Genomic DNA, 21524 nt, shown 5'->3' with positions numbered 1-21524 from the left:
CTCAAGTCCATTAGCTAACACCTCCATTCCCGTTTTTCCTTGGAATCAGCAGTAATCCGATAGAAAAGAAAATAAACCGGAAAAAATTGATAATGGTAAACATCAGTCCGAAACCATTTTCATCTGTTGACTGATCGCTACGCAAATTTTCATTGAGAAAAAACAAAAGTGTCAGAAGTCCGAACTGAAAAAATATACCGGCAGCAATCCAGAAAGAAGGTGATGAAGTCAGATGTCTCGAGATATCCTGGAATTGTGCAATAATCACCATCAGGGACAATACAAACAACAATGCATAACCGATATTGATAAGGATGGGCTGAAACTGCATACTGTCTTTCGCAAACATCAGGCTCAGAAAAAATCCGCAGAATGCAAGTCCTGATGCAAGAATCACCGTCTGGATCATTTTGTTTGTAGTGCAGGCCTGTAATACCATCAGGTTAAATAGAAAATCCAGGAATATAGAAAAATGATGAAATCCTTTCTCGTGCTGATTGTCCTGTGGAGATACAAGCAGGAATGCTCCGCTCAGAAGACTTACCACACAAAGTAAAATAACGGAAATAGAAAGTGTATTGAATTGAGGTTTACGTACGAGAAGTATGCATAAAGGGATAGCAGGTGCAATCAACACCCACGATACCAGTGCACCAGAAAGTACTCCTCCAGGGATTAACATAAGGGTAAAGCTTTGAGCTTAACAAAGGGTCAGAGGTTCTGGCACAGGATGGTTGAAAAAAAGTAGATCTAGTCGATCAAGTTGTTTTTCACCGCAAAGAAAACAAGTCCGGCTGTATTTTTTGTACCGAATCTTTCCATCAGGCGGTCCTTGATGGCTTCAACTGTTCTGGGGCTGATTTCCATTTTCTGAGCAATTTCTGCAGCTGTGAATTCCATGCAAAGTAACCTGATAACTTCGCGTTCTTTTTCATTCAGCTGAATTTCTGTACTCAGAGTAGGAATGGATTTACTTCTTGTATGTGATTTCTTGAGGAGTACACGGTTGACAAAATTATTCAGGTAATAGCCGCGGGCCATTACTTCCATAATCGCTTTCCTGATTTCTGCGGGATCTGCACTTTTAAGAAGATATCCGTTGGCGCCATTTTCCATCAGGTGCGCAACAAATCTTTCATCTTCATACATCGTCAAAATCAGTACTCGGATATCGGGATATTTTTTACTGATCTCTTTTGTTGTTTCTATTCCATCTTTCATCGGCATCCGCAGGTCCATCAAAATCACATCCGGTTGTGCATCTGCTATTCCTGATATAAGTTCATCTCCATTCTCTGCTTCCTGCACAAATGAAATATTTGTATAGGAGCGCAGGGAAAGAATTACACCCTTCCTGAAAATCTTGTGATCATCGGCAATAGCCACTTTAATCTGGCTGTTCATTTCTTCCTATGGTTTTGTCAGGTATTCCGGTACTTCAGTTATAAAGCCACCATTTCACTTATCACAGGTACTTCCAGCGTCACTTTATAATAGGTTTGTGAGAGGTCCTTCTCGAAATTAATACTACCATGCAAAACTTTCATCCGGCTTTGAATATTTTTCAATCCAAGACCCAATGAACTTTTATTCATCTTATCGAAATCCTGTTGGGTGATACCCCGCCCGTCGTGATGCAGGCGAAGATAAAACCTGTCCTCACTATAATTCTGAGTTAAGTGAATAAAACTTGAATTACTATGTTTAAGTATATTATTTACAAGCTCCTGAATTACGCGGAAGATCATTAACTCCTGGTCAGGGGCCAGCCGTTGACGATAGTCATGAAACCTGCAACTCGCATTCATTGAACCTGAGCCCGATATTTTCTGGAAAAGATCGTTCACCGCAGACTCCAGACCGAAATTGCGGAGGGTGGGGGGCATAAGGCTATGAGAGATATTGCGGATCAGCTGAATCGTATCATCAATGATCTGTTTGGCGTTGTAAATACTTTGCAGCTGGATATTAAGTTCCTGTTTAAGCAGGTTTTCGTTCAGGTACAGGCGTGCGGTTGCCAGCAGCGGGCCGGCGTCATCGTGCAGATCCGCTGCAATTCGCTGACGTTCTTCCTCCTGCCATCGGATAGAGGCGTTAAGCAGGATCTTTTGCTGCTCCTCTTCCATGCGTTGTAATTGGTTCTGGTACCTGATTACCCGGCGTTGGTGAAAAACAATGAAAACGACGAGACCAATGGCAAGGACGAGCATACCAAGTGTGCCAAAAAAGAGGACGGTGGAAGGCCCAGGACTATTTGCCTGTAGTGGTAATGCTTGTAACCATATCATTGACTATCAACTATATTTAGGTTGAAAGGAAGACTTTATTTTGGAAAAGCTGGATTTCTCCTTCTTATTGAATTCTCTCCGCTCTGACCAGGCTTCATAATAAACGCTATACTGAAAATTAAATTTTTTAGAAGAACAAATGACGAATTAATAATATTGAAAGAGGACTCGAATCCAGGATCTGACAACCCTTTTTGGGAGTAAATAAAAAGGAAAAAAGTGCCTGCAAAAAAGATTATCAAACCAACAACAATCCAAAAATATCTTTTTGCATACAGAAACAAATTGTCAGGATCCTTCATTTGTTCAAACAAATAATAAACACACAAAAGAAGAATCACAATACAGCTGATAGCCGTTGGGTTAGAATCAAATGAGTCAGATCCTAAAAAGATTACATCAACGGCAGCAAAAAGTATGAAACCGATAATTGAAAAAGGAATCGCTTTTTTTATCTTGGAATTTTGTATAGCTTTTCTTAAAAAAAGACAGATAAGAACAAATTCAACAACAGTATAAATTCTCAGAGATAGGTATTCTTGCTTTGAAATCTTACTTATAAGAATCGCAAGTAAGAAGTCATTCAAAAAGGCATAAAGAAGGCAGTAAAAAATAAAAATTAAGCCTGCATCTTTTACTTTTTTAAAAAGATACAGGCTTAACGGTATTAAAGCGGAGTAACTCGCTAAGTATGGTAAAACTTTTTCTATTCGGATGGGATTTACCCGCCAAATATAAAAACTATTATTTAACTACTAATTAAAGATTTATAATTGACGTCCAACCAGTACCATCTTTATTTCTATCTGAGATTAATCCTTCAATTCTATTTAAAGTCCCATCCTCATTTACTCCTGTATATTCTAGGATCGGTTGGCTGTTTGAATCAATTCCTACAAAGACATATTTCATTTTGCCATTTTCATCTAGACCTTGGTAGATACTTATGCCTACACAATCAGGTTGAGAAAGGATTTTTTCAATCATGTTACGACCAACAAATTGAAAACCTGAAACGCCGGTTTTCGTATAATAATCTTTTACCATTTTGGCTCCTAATTCGTAGCCAATGTGCTCGCCGATACCGGCATGCAAATCTGTTTTTGCATCAATCAGAACTTCATTTTTCGACATAGTTGTAGATTTAGTGGTTTGTTCGAACGGTTGGTTATAAGTCCAAATATGACCTTGAAGCGGTCAACCACCAAGGGGTTTGGGTAATCTGGGGAATTTACGACACAGGGCATTTTTCTTAAAGCGTTGATAGTCAGCAGACGTACAAGTTTTATGCCGTAATAAAACGTGGATAAATTGCGGATTAGTACGCTTAACTTTGCGTAAATTTACGATCGTGCTAATCGTAGTTTAGCTAATAAATATCTGGGGGTTTCACTAGATATTTAAAAGGAAATTGATCTGATTCTGGAGAAAGGGTAAGGCGGTACGGATTAATTGAAATGGTTTCTGAGGAGCTGAGAAGTGGATTTAATAACGGGACCTTGGGATAAAAAAGTGAAAGTTGATTGACACTGGATTTGGCTGTCAGGTTTCTCAATTGGATTTGGAAATACATTAACGGACGGTTTCAGGATATTGGAGTTTTGCTGAATCCTCGTCAATCAACTTCGAATCAAAAGTAGGGTAGCCGATTTTCAATTACAAGAGCAGAATTGCCCGATTTTTGTGTTGTTATTTTTACCCCCTCAAGCCTTTGTTTGAGTGTTTTTTTACTCGTATTTTTTCGGACGCCAACGTAGATTAACGAAGAAATTTTACTATGGGTTTTTAATGTTGAACTCCGATGTTTGTAAATAATTTGATGATTGACTGTACGTTATTGATTGCGCTTAAACCAACCACCGCTTATGTCCGTTAATGACCCCATTAAAGTGGCGATCGCTGATGACCATAAAATATTCAGGGATGGCATCAAAATGGCTTTGACAAACAGGGAGTACCTGAAAATCATCTGGGAAGCTGAGGATGGAAAAGACCTGATGCATAAGATCCGTATCAAACGTCCGAACGTATTATTAATGGATATCCGCATGCCTGAAATGGACGGTGTGAATGCCATTACTCTCCTGCGCAAGGAATTTGATGATGTAAAGATCATTGTACTGACCATGTATGATGACCAGGAAATGATCTCCAAAATGATGGAAAGGGGTGCCAATGCCTATTTAACTAAAACAACCGATCCTGAAGAGATCTATAATGCCATACTGGCCTGCATGAACGAGGACTTTTATTTCAATGACCTCGTGAATAAGGCGGTAATGCTGAAGCTTCAGAACAAAAAAACAGTCCGCCAGTTTTACCCGAATCCGATAAAGCTCAGTGAAAAAGAGTTAAAAATTCTGAAACTGATTGCAGAGGATAAAACGACAGAAGAAATTTCCAAAGAAGTATATCTTTCGCCGCGAACGATTGAAACCATTCGGCAGAACATGAAAACTAAAGTGGGGGCCAAAACGATCGCTGGGCTTGTGATGTACGGAATGAGAAATAAGTTGATTGACTGACCTTTTCAATTTACCCATTTAAAAATTTACCAGTCCCTGTTTAATGGCGTACATCGTGAGACCGATGCGGCTTTTTACATCGAGCCTGGTGAACAAACCATCCCTGATACCATCAATCGCCCTTGGATTCATTCTCATTTTTTGAGCAATTTCCTTATAGGTTAATTCAGTGCTCGCATATTTCAGAAATTCAAGTTCCTGGTCTGACAACATCACTTTCTGAAACAAGGGAACTTTATCTTCATTTTCTAAAAATAAACCGGCGAGTTTGCTGCTGGTATGTGCCGAATAATAATAACCTTGTTCAACGACTGATTGTAATGCAAAAAGCAGTTCAGTTGGATGAATATCTTTTTTCATAAACCCTTTCACCCCGGTTTTGAGCAACCGGATTAGTATAAGTTCCGAATCATACATAGTCAACATAAGTACATGAATTGTTGGATGATTTTGCTGCAGCCATGCAGCGGTATCATGACCATCCATGACCGGCATATTTAAATCGAGAATTGCAATATCCGGTGCAGCATCCTTATTTAGTTTCGCAATAAGCTCCTTCCCGTTTGAAGCTTCAATGGTTACAGTATATTCATCTGAACTGTTGATCAGATTGGCAAGGGCGTGACGTAGTAAAACATGGTCATCAACTAATGCAACTTTAATTTTCTGTTCCATCGGGTTAATTTTCGTTGTTAAGAGGCAGGGTTAGAAATATAGAGGTTCCGATTTTTGGTACGCTTTCGATTTTTATGTCCGCGTTAATCATCTTAGCGCGATTTCGAATGTTATTAAGACCGAGTCCGGATCTCTTTTTCTTGTTTAATTCATTTTCATCAAATCCCACTCCATCGTCCATGATGGTTAAACAAATTTGCTGGGTGCAGTATTTTAATTCAAGATCAATTTTCCTGGCATAACTGTGTTTTAAAATATTATTACATGCCTCCTGGACAATACGATAAAGAATCAGTTCTTTATCTGCATCTATAAATACAACATCTCCGCTAACATTGAATTCAGTTTCAAACTGCTTGGTTCGTTTGATAATGGCCAGCTCCGTTTCTAAAGCATGAATTAATCCGTGAGCCTTTATGAGTTCTGAGTCCAGAGATTTAGAAATATCATTCAGATCATTCAGTGATTTTGAGATAAGATCTATGGATTCATCGATTGATTGGGCCGCGGTTAACGGATCAACATTTTCGAGCGTGTTGAGATTAAGTTTCGCTAGCGTTAGCGTCAGGCTGATATTATCATGAATCTCCTGGCTGATTTTCTTAAATGTTGATTCTTGGATTTCTAACTGTACCGAGAGCAGAGCTTTTTCATGTTGGAGTTTAATGAACTCAAAATCCTTTTTTGTTTTTGATTGCTTTCTTTTATAAAGCAGAAGGATTAAAAAAATGAATGTAATAAAAAGAAAAATAATCACGGTAGTGACTATTAGCATTTTTACTAATTGAATTTCTTGGTTGACCATTTGAATGAGAATGTAACTAATACAACATAAAATATATATCCAACAGCAGTGATAAAGTCAAATAAAATCTCTTCAGGAAAAGTCTTATTAAGTTCATCATATAAGAAATAAGTCGGTGCAGATACTCCAAATAGTATGAAAATTCCTGATGTGACTAGAAAGAGAGGATGCTTAAGTAAATTATCGGTTTCATCACTTTGCAAAAATTGTACAAATAAAAAAATACATAGAACTAGAAAAATTAAACATTCGGTAACTGAAAAAAGAGAGTAATTGATTAAAATCGATTTGGTAATAAATACGTAAGTCAGTAAATAAATTGCGCTGATAACCTGAGTAAGATTTATAAATCGCTTAACCTTTGAATTGTTAATTACTTTTCTAAAAAAATTTAGCAGTACAAAAAATTCGACAATAACATAAATGTTCCTAGATTCGAAATAATATGAAGGAATATTTAACCATGAGTCATGAGCAGAAAACAATTCCTGAAGTATGCTAATTATAGATAAAAAATAGAGTGACTTTAAGTTTCCTAGGTGAGAAAAGTTTTTGCTGCCAATAACTATACAAACAAAAGTTGTAATTAAGTATAATATATATATGTATCCAATATTCATTCTAAGACAATACATACAAGTTCACGACTTTTTTCGATTGGGTAATATTTTACATTACAGAAAAACACCCAATTTTCGGGGAAAAAAACATTAGACAATTTGCGATTTCATTGCTTATTTCGCGCGTAATCAGCCGGCTGAATGCTGAATCACCGTATTTCTCCCCGCGTGAAAACACGTAGATTTACCATTTCATGATTGCCTGATTTACAGTATACTTGCAGGAGGAATACCAGATATCCTTACCCAGAAAAAAACCATGTCAATGTATAATCCAATGAGAAAAGACGAACCCGCAGAACTGATAAAAGTTGCGATCGCAGACGATCATATCCTCTTCCGCGCCGGGGTAAAAACCGCTCTCTCTATGCAGAAAGACATCCGCATGGTGGGCGAAGCCGACAACGGGATGCAGCTGCTTAACCTGCTGAAACACATTACTCCAGACGTTATCCTGCTCGATATACAGATGCCGATCATGGATGGGATTACCACCCTGCCCGAGATCAAAAAACTTTACCCGGATATCCGCGTGATCATGCTCACTATGCACAATGATCATTCGATGATATCCAAATTAATGGAGCTGGGCGCCAACGCCTATCTGACCAAGAACTCGGACTCCGAGGTGATCTACGAAGCAGTAAAAACCGTTTACGAGCAGGAGTATTTCTTTAACCAGCTCACCAATAAGGCCCTGATTGATGGTCTCCGTGTGAAACGCCAGGCAGAATCTGCTATGCCCGTCGATGCAAAACTGACTGAAAAAGAGATCACGATACTCAAAATGATGTGTGAGGAGAAAAGTACAAAGGAGATCGCTGACCTGGTGGATCTGAGTCCGCGTACGGTAGAAGCCATTCGAGATAAACTCAAAAACAAAACCGGCGCCAAGTCTATGGCGGGCCTGGTGATGTACGCTGTGAAATCAGGCATCATCGAAAACAAATAAGTAATTAACGCAATGGAAAGTCATGAGTACTTAATTTAGGCTCATGGCTTTTTTTTATAACCTGAACGGTAATATCCTTCCTTATCTACCGGGCCAATTCCCACTGTTGAATGGCTCAACGATCCATTTTGGTGAAGGTGTTTTTGAAACCATCCGTTTCGCTGAGAATGGTCGCATTCCTTTATTCGATTATCATTGGTCCAGGCTGGATCGATCCATTCAATATATCACTTTCAACAGACCGCCATCGTTTAACAAAGAATATTTACTGAGCCAGATTCAAGACACTGTTTCTGCGAATAAAATACCAGGTTCATCACGGGCCCGTGTCACTGTATTTTATGATCAGAATCATGAGTTTACAAGTCTGCCCATGCATTTTATAGTTGAAGCTCAGCCTCTTGCAGAAACATATCTATATTGGAATAAAGGCGGTATCAGCCTGGTTCATTTTCGGCAAATTCAGAAACAGCTGACAAATTCGTCATCGCTGAAACTCAATAACAGGATACCTTACAATGAGGCGTTGAACTTTGCGAAATCCGAAGGTGCTGACGATGCCGTGGTATTTAATTCGTCGGGAGCAATTTGCGATACATCGATTGCAAATATTTTCTGGATAAAGAATGATGTCATTTATACTCCACCGTTGTCGGATGGACCTGTCGCTGGTGTCATGCGCAACTGGTTACTGGAGCATTTACCGCGATATCGTTACAAAGTAAACGAAGTCAGCGGCCGTGAGCAGGATATCCGCGAGGCAGATGAAATTTTCCTTACTAACGCTCTGTACGGCATCAGGCAGGTCAGCCATTTTTCCGGTAAGCATTTGAACTTCCGAAAAACAAAAGAGATTTACTACAAACTTATCCTCCCGTTATTTAGTACAGATAAAAAACAGGGATAAGAGAACATTTCTTTCCCGCAAATTGTTGGTATCTGCATGAAAGAAAAAGAGCTGGCTATTTTCTGGTTTCGCAGGGATCTTCGTTTGCATGACAATGCCGCTTTATATCATGCTCTTCGTTCAGGCCTTCCAGTTATACCGGTTTTTATTTTTGATACTAATATTCTGGATGAGCTGGAAGACAGGGATGATGCCCGTGTTGATTTTATTCATCGCGTAGTGAACGCAATTTTTGATGCACTAAAAAAATACGGCGTCGGTATGGAAGTCTTGATCGGTAAACCCGATGCGATCTTTAAAAAATTGATTGGGAAATATCCCATTAAAAAAGTCTATACCAATCACGATTATGAACCCTATGCAATCGACAGGGATTCAAAAATCGAAAAGCTTCTTATCGAAAATGGGATCAGCTTTCACACTGCAAAGGACCAGGTAATTTTTGAAAAAGATGAGATTCTGAAGGATAACGGCCAGCCCTACACTGTTTTCACACCATACAGCAGAAAGTGGCTGGCAAAACTCAATGCCTTTTATCTGAAACCTTATCCGACAGAAAAATACTGGGATGGATGGTTTAAACAGGATGGTCCGGCAATGCCAACATTGGAAAAGGTTGGTTTTACAGCCTCATCAATTCCTATTCCATCAGTATCTGTTAATAAGAATATCATAGCTGATTATGATAAGACGAGAAATTTTCCCGGCATCGAAGGCACTACACGAATGGGGATCCATCTCCGGTTTGGAACTGTGAGCGTGCGCGAACTGGCAAGAATTGCCAATGGAGTAAATGCTACTTATCTCAATGAACTGATATGGCGGGATTTTTTCCAGATGATTCTCTGGCATTTTCCTCATGTCGGACAGGGAAAAGCTTTCAAGCCGGCATATGATCATATCAAATGGCGATACAATGAAATAGAGTTTAAGCAATGGTGCAATGGAATGACCGGGTATCCCATGGTAGATGCAGGTATGCGCGAACTAAATGCGACAGGCTTTATGCACAACCGTGTACGAATGGTTACGGCAAGTTTTCTATCCAAACATTTGTTAATCGACTGGCGCTGGGGAGAGGCCTATTTTGCCAGGAAGCTGCTCGATTACGAATTATCATCCAACAACGGCAACTGGCAATGGGCAGCGGGTTGTGGTTGCGATGCTGCTCCGTATTTCAGGATATTTAATCCAACCACCCAGGCACAGAAATTTGACAAGGATCACAACTATATCAATACCTGGATACCCGAATTAAATGATTTCGCCTATCCGACCCCGATAGTCGAGCATGAAGCTGCAAGAAAACGTTGCCTTGAAGCCTATAGCAAAGCAGTAAAAGAGTTCTCCTGAATTCTATATAAATACCTCGTACGATCCGGCCTGTGGTTCGGGGAAAAAACTCATGCCGGTTTCGAGCAAAGTCCAGATAGCAGATCGTCCATCCGGTCCCAGTGAACTGCTGTATTTATTTACGTAAAGGTCTATATGACTACGCATGATTGATTCGTCCATTTCCTGTGCATGCTCTTTGACGTAGGCTGAAAGAATCGGATAAGTTGACCAGGAATATTCAATGCTTTTCCGGATAAGCCGATCTACTTTTTTCATCAGGTCATGATCAAGGGTGCGCCGCATCACAATTCCTCCGAGAGGTATCGGGTTGCCGGTTTGGTTTTCCCAGAATGCGCCAAGGTCCATCAATTTTTTAAGTCCTTTCTTCTCATAGGTGAAGCGACCTTCATGAATCAAAACTCCCGCATCTGCAGCGCCATCGAGAACGGCATTTTCAATCTGGTCAAATGGCATGAATATCTTTTTACCTGTTTCCGGGTAAGCCAGTGTATACAAAAGATTAGCCGTTGTATTTCTTCCGGGAAGAGCAACAATGCCTGATTTAACCAATTCATTGGCATCCTCGGGTTCATTCGCCGCTACGAGCAATGGACCAACGCCACGACCTAAGGCACTACCAGCTTCGAGTACACGATAATTGGGGACAATCAGCGGTAGTACGCCATAGCTGATTTTTGAAACATCCGGGGTGTCGTTGAGTACGAGACGGTTCAATGTCTCTACATCTTCAAGACGAACATCAAATTCCAGACCTTCGGTATCAATTTTTTTATTGACCAGTGCATCGAAAATAAAAGTGTCGTTAGGGCAGGGAGAGAAACAGAGTGATAATTTCATATCTGGTGTAGTTCCGCAATTTTATTAATCATTAGAATAATATTTTCATTCAGTCTTGCAATTGACTCAGCCATTTTCCAGGTCGACTTATCTCTTTCACCTATAAAATTTGAAATGGCGCGGATTTGTACAAATGGCACCTGTTCTTCTAAACAAACCTTATGAAACGCAGCACCTTCCATCGATTCAACAACAGGACAATATTTCTGAATATAAATATGTGTCCGGTCAGCCGAAGTCGTTATCTCATTTACAGAAACCGCTTTCACCTGGCGTAGCGGCAATTTTTCCATCAACGAAAAATGAGGATTTACAAACTTTTTGTTGTTGACAGGCGGAAGGTGAGGATCCGCAAGTGATAAATCATATATGTCCTTCCATTCTTCATTTTCCATCACCCCCAGATCGGCAACAAGATCTTCTTTTACAACTACCACTGTAGATGGAGGAAATAATGGACTAAAACTACCGGCAATTCCCGCCTGGATAGCCAGGTCCGGTTTTTCAGTAATAATATGTTTAGTGATTGCCCAGGCCGTATTTACAAGTCCCACTCCGGTAACAAGACAAGTGATTTTGTGATGGTTTTTCAGGTATATGCGCTCGGTGAGGTATTCCCGTAGGGGTTCGAGCTCGAAACCGGTTGCAGCTGCCACCACAATTTTCATTCGGTGAAATTACGAAAACAGTTCACAGTTCAGTAGCCGGTTGTTGGTTGTCAGCCAGCCTGCCGGCAAGCAGGTTGCCAGAACAGGTGCAGTTGCGCCGATTAAAAACAAAAGCGATTTTTCGTTAAAAGCCCGGCTTATGACCTAAGGCTTTTTGCTGCCGGCAATAGGTTCCCGACTATCGCCGTTCCGACGTACCTTTGCCCTCCCGATAAAGAAATGAGGTCGAATTTATGGTTTATCTGACACGTGTCGAGCATTTCAACGCAGCTCATAAGCTTTTCAATCCGAAATGGTCGGTGGAAAAGAATAAGGAGGTTTTTGGCAAATGCGCGAACGAAAACTGGCATGGCCACAATTTTGAATTGTATGTCACGGTGAAGGGACGACCCGATCCGGACACCGGCTTTGTGGTAGATGCGAAGAAATTAAGCGTAGTGATTAAAGAAGAAGTTATTGATAAGCTGGACCACCGGAACCTTAATATGGACGTAGATTTTATGAAGGATAAAATCTGTTCTATAGAAAACCTGGTGGAAGGAATCTGGAATCAGTTAAAGCCAGGAATTCCTGCAGGCGTTGAGCTGCATTGTATAAAACTAGTGGAGACACCGAAAATTTTTGTGGAATATTACGGTGAATAGGTTGACGATTATTTCGGGGATCAGGTATCAAAAAAGATTACCAGTGAAATCAATGTTTTTATGCAACAAAAAGTAGCTGTTTTCAGGAAGGAAAATTTCAATGCGGCGCACCGGTTGAATAACGACCATTGGACGCCGGAAAAAAACCAGGCAGTGTTTGGAAAATGTAATCTTCCGCACTATCATGGTCATAATTATGAATTGATCGTGCAGGTGAATGGATATCCTGATCCTGAAACAGGTTTTGTACTTGATCTTAAAGTGTTATCAGATATTGTCAAAGCGAAAGTGCTTGACAGGTTTGATCACAAAAATCTCAATCTCGATACTGAAGAATTTAAAAACCTTAATCCTACAGCAGAGAATATCGCTATTGTCATTTATAATTTGCTCAGGCCAGAGGTTGCTGCAGAGAAGGAGTTGTTTATTACGTTATACGAGACGCCAAGGAATTTTGTAAAGTACCCGATTTAGAATAGATTGTTACACCGATCGCGCAAAATTAAATTCAGGAAATGGCTTATAAAAAGATTGAGCAGTACGACGATAAAGTGACGCATGGATTGATCGAGAATTATAAATCCGTATTGAGTTTGCTGGGAGAAGACCCGCAAAGAGAAGGCCTGTTAAAAACTCCTGAACGTGTTGGCAAGGCAATGCAATTTCTCACACAGGGATATACACAGGATGCTGAGGCTATTCTGAATTCAGCAAAATTTCACGAAGAGGTCAGCGAAATGATAATAGTAAAAGACATTGAGCTGTACAGCCTTTGCGAACATCACATGTTACCCTTTTATGGAAAAGCGCATGTTGCGTATATACCCAATGGCTGGATCACAGGGTTGAGTAAAATTGCACGCGTTGTTGATGTCTTCAGCAGAAGGTTACAGGTTCAGGAAAGATTGACAACCGAAATACTCGGTGCCATCAGAGAATCTCTTCAACCGCTGGGCGTTGCCGTTGTAATAGAGGCGAACCATTTATGCATGATGATGCGCGGTGTTCAGAAGCAAAATTCTACTACAACCACCAGTGCTTTCTGGGGTGAGTTCGAAAAAAATGAAACACGCAGTGAGTTTATTCGACTGATCGGGTCAAAACTTCATTAGGGCATTCCTGATTCTATTTTTATTTTTGCGCCAATTAATATCAACTTATGATTCACGCATACGTTTTCCCCGGGCAGGGTGCTCAACATCCGGGCATGGGAAAATCTCACTACGATAATGCATTTGCAAAAAGAATGTTCAACCAGGCCGATGATATTCTGGGATTTAAAATATCTGATATCATGTTCAATGGCACGGAAGATGAACTAAAACAAACAAAAGTTACACAGCCCGCTATATTTCTACATTCCGTAATCGCGTTCAAAAGTATTGAAGGCGCAGAACCACATATGGTTGCTGGTCATTCGCTGGGAGAGTTTTCCGCATTGGTAGTGAATGGTACATTGAGTTTTGAAGATGGATTGAAGCTGGTAAGTATACGTGCACAGGCTATGCAGAAAGCCTGCGAACTCATTCCTTCAACTATGGCCGCAGTGCTTGGTCTCGAAGATGAGAAAGTAGAAGAAGTGTGTGCAACAGTATCAAAAGAATCAGGGGAAGTAGTTGTGCCTGCAAATTATAACTGTCCCGGTCAATTGGTAATCAGCGGAAGTGTTAAAGGAATTGAGATTGCCTGCGAAGCAATGAAAGCTGCCGGCGCTAAACGCGCATTGGTACTCCCGGTAGGGGGCGCTTTTCATTCTCCTCTTATGGAGCCGGCAAAAGCAGAGCTTGCAGCAGCAATAAAAACTACTTCATTTCATAAAGGCCTGTGTCCCGTTTACCAGAACGTTGTCGCAAAAGCAGTAACCGATACGGAGCAGATTCGCCAGAATTTGATAGATCAGTTAACCGGCGCCGTTAGATGGACGCAAAGCGTCCGGGCAATGATCAACGATGGTGCAACTGATTTCACCGAAGCCGGTCCCGGTAAAGTATTGCAAGGGCTTATTCAGAAGATTGATAAGACTGTTAAGGTGAGTGGCTTCAATTAGGGATTGTAAGTGTTATGTTATGGGTTTTAAGTAAGCTTAAGAAGGTGTCGAGATCATTTCTTATGCCAATCATTTTGATGGAATTAAATAAAACAAGAAATCCATGTAGCGTAATATCATCTGTACTTTACAGAATTGAATCTGGGCATACAAATAAATTTCTGAATTCGCAGTCTTTAACTTAAAACCTATAACCTATAACCTTAAACATAAATTGAGCAATTGATCCACTCCGGGTCAAAGCTTGCATCAAATTTTTTATAGAAATTAATCGCGGGCTCGTTCCATTCCAAAACCTGCCAGATAATACGATTGAATTTTTTCTCGCGGGCTTCTTCGATCAGCGCATCAAAAAGTAATTTACCAACGCCTTTGCCACGCATAGATTCGGATACAAGGATATCTTCCAGGTACATACCCTGGCCTTTCCATGTGCTATAGCGAATATAATATAATGCGAAACCGATGATCAGCTCTCCGCCGGGTTGTGTATCATCTTTTATTACCGCCGAAAAGGCCCACCAGACGGGATTTTTTCCGAAGCCGCTTTCTATAAAATGTTCAAGACTTACCGTCACTTCATTGGGGGCCTTTTCGTACACTGCGAGTTCGTTGACCAGTTCCATCAATCGTGGACAGTCTTCCTGTACTGCTTTCCTTATTTTTATTTCCATGCTTATTTATTAAATGTTTTTATTTCTTCCAACCAGGTCCTTTTACAAAACGGCCGGGTTTTACACCCGTATGATTTCCATTCTTTATTACCTGCCTGCCATTCACCCACACATCTGTAACTCCGGTAGCCAGCTGATGCGGTTTTTCAAAACTTGCATGATCTGTTATGGTTTCAGGATCAAAGATCACTATGTCTGCGTATTGACCTGATTCAATTGTTCCGCGTTTGGAAAGCTTCAGGTTTCTTGCAGGGAATCCGCTTAGCCGATGAATTGCATCTTTCAATGGGATGAGTTTCTTTTCTCTCACGTATGTACCCAATAATCTCGCAACGTTTCCATACGCGCGTGGATGAACATTGGATTTCAGAAAAACACCTTCCGGCGCAAATGATCCTTCATCAGAACCAAAACTGATCCAGGAAAGTTTTACTTCTTTTTCAATATTGGCCTCATCGATCATAAAATAGATGGCCTCAACGCGTGTGCTGTCCTGGACTATCAGGTCCATTGCTGTTTCTTCGGGACCAGTATTTCTGATCGCTGCAATTTCTGCAAGCGATTTTCCAGTAAATTTTTTCAGGCTGTCCTGTTTGAAACCCGTCAGCAAAATATTTTCCGGTTTGCCTACGGCGAGATAAAAATTTTCCCATTTATCCGTGGGCTGATTCATTTCTTTTTTAACGGATTTCCTGATTGAAGGATCCATCAACCTTTTTCGCAACAGATCAAAACCGCCATCCTGCAAAGTTGGAGGCATCGTTGCCGTAAGACCTGTTCCGCCCGCCGGATATACATACATATCTGCACGGATATCCATACCCGAAGATCTTGCCTTTTCAATTCTTTTGATGACACTGTCAATTTTGTACCAGTTCGATTTTCCTGCCGCTTTCAAATGATAAATTTCTGCCGGGATTTTAGCTTTTTCCGCAATTGTCATCAGCTCTTCAACGGCTTCGTATAGCCGAGAGCCTTCGCTTCTGATATGGCTGATATATGAACCGCCGTATTTTGAAGCTTCTGCGCATAGAGCAATCAATTCTTCAGTAGAAGCAAAAAACGCGGGAGGATAAATCAATGAACTTCCTACACCCATTGCGCCTTCTTCCATCGCCTGTCTCACTAACATGCGCATACTATCGAGTTGTGCTGGTGTTGCCTGTACATTATTTTCACCGAGAACGTATTGGCGTATTGTTGTAGCCCCTACAAAAGAAGCGACATTACACGAAATGCCACTGTCCTCCAGCGTTTGCAAATAGCCGCCAAGTGTTTTCCATGTTACCGGGTAAGTAAAATCTGCCTGGTCCGCCTCCTCCATTTTTTGCATGCTTTCAGTAAGCGGACCCATACTCCAGCCTTCACCCATTACTTCCAGTGTTACACCCTGGCTCAGATCACCAAGAGATCGTCCATCATGAATAAGACTTGCCGTTGCCCAACTCAGCATATTGATGAACCCAGGTGTAACCGCTTTCCCTCCCGCATCGACTATACTGTCTGCTGAAGCAGAAGACAGATCGCCGATGAAGGCAATGGTATCACTGCGAATGCCAACATCAGCTTTTATCGGTTCATTTCCTTTGCCATCGAACACTAATCCGTTTCTTATAATGGTATCATACTTTTCGGACTGCTTACATGCAAAAAGAAAAATGCAAATCAGAATAAAAAAAGATATTTTTTTCATGGCGATGATTTCTTCGAACCTGGAAATTATTTTTTCCGGGTGGCTTTGAAATTTCCGTTGGGCTGTTGAAAGGTCAACGACAATGGTGATTGTTTATCGTCCATTTCAAATTTTACTGAATATCCTTTTGCGACCTTCAGATTGAAGAGATTTTCTCCGGCAGGAACAAGCTCATAATCCGGTTGCCCTGGAACATTGACCATCAAAGTAGATCCGTCTTTTATATAAACGCGAAGGGTCGCTCCATTTAAAAGATAATCGCCGGTATACTTCTGTAATTGAGCATTGTCTATTACGATGGCCGGAGGAAGTTTCACGAAAACAATATCGTTATCTATTGCCTGTTCGAGATGAGACTGAACGCTAACGATATCACCATCCTCATCTGTATTGAATACAAGTTTCGGGGCGAATTTTGGGGATTTCATCTCATCTGATCGTCGCAATCTGAATACATCATAATGATAATGTTCCAGCCATGATTTTGTTTTTCTTCCACCTTCATTGTAATCGACCCAGAGCGTATCTCTTTCGGTAAATGTCTTTAATATGCCATATCCTTTATTCTCAAAACGACCGGTATAGTCTTCGATTTTGTGAGAGGGCTTTGTACCTGATTTTTTGTTGACACTATCAGTATTTGGTGAAGCTGCCGCCTGAAATTTTGCTTTGACATTATTGGCAAGAAGTTGTTGATTCCAATTGCGATAGGGCAATCCAAGCATTTTATCAACGATATAGTTTCTGATACTGTTGCTTACGCCACCCTGGTTTGAAACTACAAAAACGCCGATGCTATCAGAAGGAAAAAAAGATGTGGTAGTGATAAATCCATCAATGCCGCCACTGTGTTCCACACGATAGTGTCCGCGGTAACTGCTCATCGACCATGCGAGTCCGTAAGTGCCGAAAAACAGATCGGGATTTTCACTTCCCGGCGCACCTCCTCCCATCGCTACCTGGGCAGAAATTGCCTGGTCACGGTAAGTGGCAGGAAAAATTTCTTTCCCTTTAAATTTTCCGCTGTTGATCCACGTGATTAACCAGTTCGCCATATCAGATGCACAACTATTGATTGAACCGGCAGGTCCTATAGCATCGATATTCCGGTAAGGAATTTTTTTAATTTGATTATTTTCATCAACCTCATAAGCCCATGATTTATCCTCTGCTTTTTCAAGCGCAGGAACAGACATATTGGTATGCGTCATCCCCAGGGGATTGAGAAGTTTTTCCTGGAGATTCTGTTCCCAGCTCTTGCCGGTAAGTTTTTCAATTACCACACCCTGCGCCATGAACATAAAATTGTTGTACTGGTATCGTTCGCGAAAACCGAAAGACGGTTCCTGGTATTGAATGCGCTCAAGTAGTTCCATGCGTGAAGCAGTCGATCCGTACCAGGAATAATCATGTCGAGGTAAGCCAGAGCGATGACACATCATATCTCTTAATGTGATCTGGTCATTCGTCACCGCATCTTTGAATTTCAATTCGGGAAGATAAATTCGTACAGGTTTATCCAGACTCAGTTTTCCTTCCTGCTGTAGCATACCGATCATTGTCGCCGTAAATGCTTTTGTACATGAGCCAATGGCAAAAAGTGTATGTTCCGTTACTGGCAATTGTTTTTCATAATCCCTGTATCCGAAGCCACCGGTGTATACGATACGATTTTTTTCAACAACCGCGATTGTAACGCCCGGCGCGTGCCAGTCTTTAAGAACGCGCGCCACGAAAGTATCGAGCCCGGCCAATCTTTTATCGGTTGGCTTTTGTGCATGCGCGCCTGTTATCGTCGTCAGTATCAAAATGCCTGTCAACAGTCTCTTTCGGATCATAGCATTTATTTTGGTTGATGGTTAAATGTAAGTAATCATTCGCTGCCGGTTGCCCGGGTTTTATCCAGATTTTCGCGAACCCAGTTTTTGAAAAAACGATGTCCGCGGCTGCCTACAATCATGTCGAGGACTTTATGTTCCCGATCCAGCAGAATAGACACTGGCCGCTGACCAATCGAATCGAGGAGACTATTGCTTCGGTTGATCTTTGCAGTTATAAAATGAAAATTTTTATTGTTGACATAATTCTTTATCACAGATTTATCTTCATCTGAAATTGCTATAATTTCCAATTCATTCCTTTCAAACTCAGAATATATTTCATTTAGCGATGGCATTTCTCTTCTGCAGGGTCCGCACCAGGTTGCCCAGTAATTGATGAGCGTCAGTTCCGAATGGTAATTATTAAGATTTTTACTGCTGTCGGTCGAAATTTCCGTGAAGCTAAAATCGGGGAATGCTTTCAGGGGTGTGGCTAATACTGAATTAAAAGTTCTTTGGTAATTGGTCTGAATAAAATAAAGAATGAACCCGGCAAATGTGACAAATATGATGTCACTGATGACATCCGATTTTTTCAACACAGGCTTTAATCCTTTTTTCGTGTTCTTCACCCAACTGCGGATATATTTTGCAAACGTCCATACAATAACGGCACTTATGATAATTTTAATCCAGAAAAGAATGGTTGTGGTCATGTTGAAATGGAATTCAAATACGGCTCATTTCTGCGCCATTTTCAATCGATAAAAACATTAAAAATATCTACATTCACCATCATCAAAAATAATTTAAAAGATGCAGGCGATCATAAACTTGTATGCTTCCTTTAACCTGTGGGCAGATAAGAGAATTACAGACGCTGTTGCGTTGATGAGTGAAGAGAAAACTAAACAGGAACTGAAGAGCAGTTTCACCAGTATACATTCTACTTTGATTCATTTGGGTAATGCACAGATTGCCTGGACGAACCGGATACATAAAGTTTCGGTACCTGATATTGCAGTTACAGATATGAGTCATTCAACAGACTTTATCGTCAAACGGCTGCTGAATCTTTCAACCGAATGGGAAAAGTTTATGCTGAGTACAACCGAAGTAGATCTGTTGAAGCCGGTCTCTTACAAAACCATCCGTGGTGAAGATTTTACAGAGCAACTATTTGAAATCGCCATGCATGTCATGAATCACGCAACCTATCATCGCGGCCAGATGATAACAATGATGCGTGAGCTTGGCGAAACAGTTTTACCAAGGACCGATTTAATTGAATATGTAAGAAGGCGAAAAGATTAATAGGCCCACTTCACCAGGGTTGCGCCCCAGGTGAAGCCTCCACCAAAAGCAGCAAGTACGAGGTTGTCGCCTTTATTGATTTTTTTTCTGAAATCCCAAAGACAAAGTGGAATAGTGCCTGCGGTTGTATTTCCGTAATTGACAATATTGATCATCACTTTTTCTTCGGGAAGACCCATTCTTGATGCAGTTGCGTCGATGATTCGCTTGTTGGCCTGGTGAGGAACCAGCCATGCAATATCATCCGGTTCGAGATTATTGCGCTGCATCAATTCGTACGAAACATCAGCCATGCCCGTAACAGCAAATTTGAATACAGCCTGCCCTTCCTGGTAGATATAATGATCTTTATTGGTAACAGTTTCGATTGATGCCGGCCGGAGAGATCCGCCACCTTTCATATGCAGGTGTTTTCCACCGGCACCATCACTTTTCAAAATACTATCCATCACACCGTAACCTTCAATATTTGGTTCTAGCAGAACACCGCCGGCGCCATCGCCAAAAATGATACAGGTAGTGCGGTCGCTATAATCGACGATTGAACTCATTTTATCAGCGCCAACTACAACAACTCGTTTGTATCGGCCACTTTCAACTAATGCGGCACCAGTTGTTAGAGCATATAGAAAACCTGAACAAGCAGCGAGGATATCAAAACCCCAGGCGTTTTTTATTCCGAGTTTATCGCAAACAATATTGGCGGTGGAGGGGAACATCATATCCGGGGTGACCGTCGCTACGATCAGGCAATCGATTTCTGAAGGACTGATTCCTCTTTTCTCGCAGATGAGTTGAACTACGGGTACAACCAGGTCTGAAGTTCCTTTCCCTGCACCTCTTAAAATCCTCCTTTCTTTAATCCCGGTGCGGGTTAATATCCACTCATCGTTCGTGTCGACTAATTTTTCCAGATCGGCGTTGGTGATTTTATCTTCCGGTACAAATCCTCCTAGTGCTGTGATGGCTGCCGTGATCTTGGTTCGCATATGATATTCTGGTAATTTTTGAGCCGCTAAATTACTAATTGGAAGCAAATGAGGCATAAAAGGTTCGCGCCTGCGGGCAGTTTATAAACCAAAGAGGCTATTTTTGCCGCCTTAAATGGTACGATGATTGCATACCTGACCGGAAATTTTAGCTACAAATCACCAGCACTCGTGCATGTGGAAGTGAACGGCGTGGGTTATGAAGTGCAAATTTCTCTGAACACATATTCTAAAATCCAGGATCTATCCAAAGGAACTCTTTTTACGTATCTCCAGATAAAGGAAGATGCGCATACGTTATATGGTTTCTTTGACCAGGCAGAAAAAGCAATGTTTGTACAGTTAATCAGTATCAGTGGGGTCGGTGCAGCAACAGCACGGATGATGTTATCTTCTCTTCAACCTAAAGAGATCGTTCTGGCCATCAGTTCCGGTAATTCGAGGCAGCTGGAAGCAATAAAAGGCATCGGAAAAAAGACTGCAGAAAGGATTGTACTTGAATTAAAAGATAAGGTTACCGGAAAACAGGTAGAAAACAGCAATTCTCCATTAATAAACAATACTTTAGAACAGGATGCGTTAAATGCACTTATAGCGTTGGGTATACCCCGCAATGCTGCGGACAATGCAATCAGGAAAGCCCAGGCATCCGTTCCTTCATCAGCCAGTTTAGAAATTTTAATCAAAAAAGCTTTACAGTCTATTTGACC

24 protein-coding genes are annotated in these 21524 nt (G+C 41.0%); 10 read left to right on the top strand and 14 right to left on the bottom strand.

The window, feature by feature from the left end:
- Positions 1 to 10: 10 nt before the first annotated feature.
- From P2W82_RS15815 to P2W82_RS15795, 5 genes are all read right to left on the bottom strand, one after another.
- On the bottom strand, positions 11 to 682 hold the full coding sequence (locus P2W82_RS15815) for a hypothetical protein (RefSeq protein ID WP_336516884.1): 672 nt from the start codon (positions 680 to 682) through the stop codon (positions 11 to 13).
- A gap of 68 nt (positions 683 to 750) precedes the next feature.
- Complete coding sequence (locus P2W82_RS15810) at positions 751 to 1404, bottom strand: response regulator transcription factor (RefSeq protein WP_336516883.1); 654 nt, start codon at positions 1402 to 1404, stop codon at positions 751 to 753.
- 38 nt (positions 1405 to 1442) lie between these two features.
- Positions 1443 to 2288: a sensor histidine kinase gene (locus P2W82_RS15805; RefSeq protein WP_336516882.1), complete on the bottom strand. Its 846-nt coding sequence runs from the start codon at positions 2286 to 2288 to the stop codon at positions 1443 to 1445.
- Positions 2289 to 2323: 35 nt separating this feature from the next.
- Positions 2324 to 2875, bottom strand: a complete 552-nt coding sequence (locus tag P2W82_RS15800; protein WP_336516881.1) for a hypothetical protein — start codon at positions 2873 to 2875, stop codon at positions 2324 to 2326.
- A gap of 172 nt (positions 2876 to 3047) precedes the next feature.
- Positions 3048 to 3422: a hypothetical protein gene (locus P2W82_RS15795; RefSeq protein ID WP_336516880.1), complete on the bottom strand. Its 375-nt coding sequence runs from the start codon at positions 3420 to 3422 to the stop codon at positions 3048 to 3050.
- A 731-nt stretch (positions 3423 to 4153) separates the two neighbouring features.
- On the opposite strand from P2W82_RS15795, the gene P2W82_RS15790 reads away from it, so the two are divergent.
- Positions 4154 to 4813, top strand: coding sequence for a response regulator transcription factor (locus tag P2W82_RS15790; RefSeq protein WP_336516879.1), 660 nt, complete (start codon positions 4154 to 4156; stop codon positions 4811 to 4813).
- Between the two features lie 18 nt (positions 4814 to 4831).
- Here P2W82_RS15790 and P2W82_RS15785 read toward each other — a convergent pair whose 3' ends face one another.
- The gene (locus P2W82_RS15785) at positions 4832 to 5488 is read right to left on the bottom strand and encodes a response regulator transcription factor (protein ID WP_336516878.1); all 657 of its coding nucleotides are present in this window, start codon (positions 5486 to 5488) and stop codon (positions 4832 to 4834) included.
- Between the two features lie 4 nt (positions 5489 to 5492).
- On the bottom strand, positions 5493 to 6293 hold the full coding sequence (locus P2W82_RS15780; protein ID WP_336516877.1) for a sensor histidine kinase: 801 nt from the start codon (positions 6291 to 6293) through the stop codon (positions 5493 to 5495).
- An 885-nt stretch (positions 6294 to 7178) separates the two neighbouring features.
- Here P2W82_RS15780 and P2W82_RS15775 point away from each other — a divergent pair.
- Genes P2W82_RS15775 through P2W82_RS15765 form a run of 3 tightly spaced genes read left to right on the top strand, consistent with a single transcriptional unit; the run spans position 7179 to position 10125 of the window.
- On the top strand, positions 7179 to 7865 hold the full coding sequence (locus tag P2W82_RS15775) for a response regulator transcription factor (RefSeq protein WP_336516876.1): 687 nt from the start codon (positions 7179 to 7181) through the stop codon (positions 7863 to 7865).
- A gap of 43 nt (positions 7866 to 7908) precedes the next feature.
- Complete coding sequence (locus tag P2W82_RS15770; protein WP_336516875.1) at positions 7909 to 8772, top strand: aminotransferase class IV; 864 nt, start codon at positions 7909 to 7911, stop codon at positions 8770 to 8772.
- A 36-nt stretch (positions 8773 to 8808) separates the two neighbouring features.
- Positions 8809 to 10125, top strand: coding sequence for a cryptochrome/photolyase family protein (locus P2W82_RS15765; protein WP_336516874.1), 1317 nt, complete (start codon positions 8809 to 8811; stop codon positions 10123 to 10125).
- 3 nt (positions 10126 to 10128) lie between these two features.
- Here the strand turns inward: P2W82_RS15765 and P2W82_RS15760 are convergent, their stop codons facing one another.
- Together P2W82_RS15760 and mqnB are read right to left on the bottom strand one after the other, a co-directional pair.
- Positions 10129 to 10965 carry a 1,4-dihydroxy-6-naphtoate synthase gene (locus P2W82_RS15760; protein WP_336516873.1) on the bottom strand — a complete coding sequence of 279 codons (837 nt, stop codon included), beginning with the start codon at positions 10963 to 10965 and terminating at the stop codon, positions 10129 to 10131.
- Positions 10962 to 11633, bottom strand: a complete 672-nt coding sequence (gene mqnB / locus P2W82_RS15755) for a futalosine hydrolase (RefSeq protein WP_336516872.1) — start codon at positions 11631 to 11633, stop codon at positions 10962 to 10964. Before mqnB ends, P2W82_RS15760 begins: the two co-directional genes overlap by 4 nt.
- A 233-nt stretch (positions 11634 to 11866) precedes the next feature.
- Between mqnB and P2W82_RS15750 the strand changes: the two genes are divergently transcribed.
- The 4 genes from P2W82_RS15750 to fabD are packed head-to-tail and all read left to right on the top strand — an operon-like array spanning position 11867 to position 14324.
- On the top strand, positions 11867 to 12277 hold the full coding sequence (locus P2W82_RS15750; protein WP_336516871.1) for a 6-pyruvoyl trahydropterin synthase family protein: 411 nt from the start codon (positions 11867 to 11869) through the stop codon (positions 12275 to 12277).
- Between the two features lie 60 nt (positions 12278 to 12337).
- Positions 12338 to 12751 carry a 6-pyruvoyl trahydropterin synthase family protein gene (locus tag P2W82_RS15745; protein WP_336516870.1) on the top strand — a complete coding sequence of 138 codons (414 nt, stop codon included), beginning with the start codon at positions 12338 to 12340 and terminating at the stop codon, positions 12749 to 12751.
- Positions 12752 to 12792: 41 nt separating this feature from the next.
- Positions 12793 to 13389 (top strand): GTP cyclohydrolase I FolE, encoded by a 597-nt coding sequence (gene folE / locus P2W82_RS15740; RefSeq protein WP_336516869.1) that lies wholly within the window; start codon positions 12793 to 12795, stop codon positions 13387 to 13389.
- 47 nt (positions 13390 to 13436) lie between these two features.
- The gene (fabD, locus tag P2W82_RS15735; protein WP_336516868.1) at positions 13437 to 14324 is read left to right on the top strand and encodes an ACP S-malonyltransferase; all 888 of its coding nucleotides are present in this window, start codon (positions 13437 to 13439) and stop codon (positions 14322 to 14324) included.
- Between the two features lie 203 nt (positions 14325 to 14527).
- Here the strand turns inward: fabD and P2W82_RS15730 are convergent, their stop codons facing one another.
- From P2W82_RS15730 to P2W82_RS15715, 4 genes are read right to left on the bottom strand one after another with little or no spacing between them, the layout of a single operon-like run.
- Positions 14528 to 14998 carry a GNAT family N-acetyltransferase gene (locus tag P2W82_RS15730; RefSeq protein ID WP_336516867.1) on the bottom strand — a complete coding sequence of 157 codons (471 nt, stop codon included), beginning with the start codon at positions 14996 to 14998 and terminating at the stop codon, positions 14528 to 14530.
- 19 nt (positions 14999 to 15017) lie between these two features.
- The gene (locus tag P2W82_RS15725) at positions 15018 to 16691 is read right to left on the bottom strand and encodes an N-acyl-D-amino-acid deacylase family protein (protein WP_336516866.1); all 1674 of its coding nucleotides are present in this window, start codon (positions 16689 to 16691) and stop codon (positions 15018 to 15020) included.
- A 26-nt stretch (positions 16692 to 16717) separates the two neighbouring features.
- Positions 16718 to 18529, bottom strand: a complete 1812-nt coding sequence (locus tag P2W82_RS15720) for a serine hydrolase (RefSeq protein ID WP_336516865.1) — start codon at positions 18527 to 18529, stop codon at positions 16718 to 16720.
- A gap of 35 nt (positions 18530 to 18564) precedes the next feature.
- On the bottom strand, positions 18565 to 19227 hold the full coding sequence (locus P2W82_RS15715) for a TlpA family protein disulfide reductase (protein ID WP_336516864.1): 663 nt from the start codon (positions 19225 to 19227) through the stop codon (positions 18565 to 18567).
- Between the two features lie 100 nt (positions 19228 to 19327).
- On the opposite strand from P2W82_RS15715, the gene P2W82_RS15710 reads away from it, so the two are divergent.
- Positions 19328 to 19825, top strand: coding sequence for a DinB family protein (locus P2W82_RS15710; protein ID WP_336516863.1), 498 nt, complete (start codon positions 19328 to 19330; stop codon positions 19823 to 19825).
- Here the strand turns inward: P2W82_RS15710 and P2W82_RS15705 are convergent.
- A complete protein-coding gene (locus P2W82_RS15705) occupies positions 19822 to 20814 on the bottom strand; it encodes a beta-ketoacyl-ACP synthase III (protein WP_336516862.1) in 993 nt (330 codons plus the stop codon). The two genes, P2W82_RS15710 and P2W82_RS15705, sit on opposite strands and share 4 nt — an antisense overlap.
- Before the next feature lie 123 nt (positions 20815 to 20937).
- Here P2W82_RS15705 and ruvA point away from each other — a divergent pair, with 123 nt between their 5' ends.
- The gene (ruvA, locus tag P2W82_RS15700; RefSeq protein ID WP_336516861.1) at positions 20938 to 21522 is read left to right on the top strand and encodes a Holliday junction branch migration protein RuvA; all 585 of its coding nucleotides are present in this window, start codon (positions 20938 to 20940) and stop codon (positions 21520 to 21522) included.
- The last annotated feature ends 2 nt before the right edge of the window (positions 21523 to 21524 follow it).

The organism is Pollutibacter soli (assembly GCA_029269725.1).
In the GTDB taxonomy this organism is placed as follows: Bacteria; Bacteroidota; Bacteroidia; order Chitinophagales; family Chitinophagaceae; genus Pollutibacter; species Pollutibacter soli.
Note: the sequence above shows the minus strand (reverse complement) of the source record. Positions and strands in the feature narration are given on the sequence as shown.

What these genes read in the sequence shown, in the direction of transcription:
- P2W82_RS15765 (WP_336516874.1), top strand. Translation starts at nt 8,809, where the DNA reads ATGAAAGAAAAAGAGCTGGCTATTTTCTGGTTTCGCAGGGATCTTCGT.
- P2W82_RS15810 (WP_336516883.1), bottom strand. Translation starts at nt 1,404, where the DNA reads ATGAACAGCCAGATTAAAGTGGCTATTGCCGATGATCACAAGATTTTC.
- P2W82_RS15710 (WP_336516863.1), top strand. Translation starts at nt 19,328, where the DNA reads ATGCAGGCGATCATAAACTTGTATGCTTCCTTTAACCTGTGGGCAGAT.
- folE (WP_336516869.1), top strand. Translation starts at nt 12,793, where the DNA reads ATGGCTTATAAAAAGATTGAGCAGTACGACGATAAAGTGACGCATGGA.
- fabD (WP_336516868.1), top strand. Translation starts at nt 13,437, where the DNA reads ATGATTCACGCATACGTTTTCCCCGGGCAGGGTGCTCAACATCCGGGC.
- mqnB (WP_336516872.1), bottom strand. Translation starts at nt 11,633, where the DNA reads ATGAAAATTGTGGTGGCAGCTGCAACCGGTTTCGAGCTCGAACCCCTA.
- P2W82_RS15785 (WP_336516878.1), bottom strand. Translation starts at nt 5,488, where the DNA reads ATGGAACAGAAAATTAAAGTTGCATTAGTTGATGACCATGTTTTACTA.
- P2W82_RS15775 (WP_336516876.1), top strand. Translation starts at nt 7,179, where the DNA reads ATGTATAATCCAATGAGAAAAGACGAACCCGCAGAACTGATAAAAGTT.
- P2W82_RS15815 (WP_336516884.1), bottom strand. Translation starts at nt 682, where the DNA reads ATGTTAATCCCTGGAGGAGTACTTTCTGGTGCACTGGTATCGTGGGTG.
- P2W82_RS15715 (WP_336516864.1), bottom strand. Translation starts at nt 19,227, where the DNA reads ATGACCACAACCATTCTTTTCTGGATTAAAATTATCATAAGTGCCGTT.
- P2W82_RS15750 (WP_336516871.1), top strand. Translation starts at nt 11,867, where the DNA reads ATGGTTTATCTGACACGTGTCGAGCATTTCAACGCAGCTCATAAGCTT.
- P2W82_RS15790 (WP_336516879.1), top strand. Translation starts at nt 4,154, where the DNA reads ATGTCCGTTAATGACCCCATTAAAGTGGCGATCGCTGATGACCATAAA.
- P2W82_RS15745 (WP_336516870.1), top strand. Translation starts at nt 12,338, where the DNA reads ATGCAACAAAAAGTAGCTGTTTTCAGGAAGGAAAATTTCAATGCGGCG.
- P2W82_RS15760 (WP_336516873.1), bottom strand. Translation starts at nt 10,965, where the DNA reads ATGAAATTATCACTCTGTTTCTCTCCCTGCCCTAACGACACTTTTATT.
- P2W82_RS15795 (WP_336516880.1), bottom strand. Translation starts at nt 3,422, where the DNA reads ATGTCGAAAAATGAAGTTCTGATTGATGCAAAAACAGATTTGCATGCC.
- P2W82_RS15780 (WP_336516877.1), bottom strand. Translation starts at nt 6,293, where the DNA reads ATGGTCAACCAAGAAATTCAATTAGTAAAAATGCTAATAGTCACTACC.
- P2W82_RS15720 (WP_336516865.1), bottom strand. Translation starts at nt 18,529, where the DNA reads ATGATCCGAAAGAGACTGTTGACAGGCATTTTGATACTGACGACGATA.
- P2W82_RS15725 (WP_336516866.1), bottom strand. Translation starts at nt 16,691, where the DNA reads ATGAAAAAAATATCTTTTTTTATTCTGATTTGCATTTTTCTTTTTGCA.
- P2W82_RS15705 (WP_336516862.1), bottom strand. Translation starts at nt 20,814, where the DNA reads ATGCGAACCAAGATCACGGCAGCCATCACAGCACTAGGAGGATTTGTA.
- P2W82_RS15805 (WP_336516882.1), bottom strand. Translation starts at nt 2,288, where the DNA reads ATGATATGGTTACAAGCATTACCACTACAGGCAAATAGTCCTGGGCCT.
- P2W82_RS15730 (WP_336516867.1), bottom strand. Translation starts at nt 14,998, where the DNA reads ATGGAAATAAAAATAAGGAAAGCAGTACAGGAAGACTGTCCACGATTG.
- ruvA (WP_336516861.1), top strand. Translation starts at nt 20,938, where the DNA reads ATGATTGCATACCTGACCGGAAATTTTAGCTACAAATCACCAGCACTC.
- P2W82_RS15770 (WP_336516875.1), top strand. Translation starts at nt 7,909, where the DNA reads ATGGCTTTTTTTTATAACCTGAACGGTAATATCCTTCCTTATCTACCG.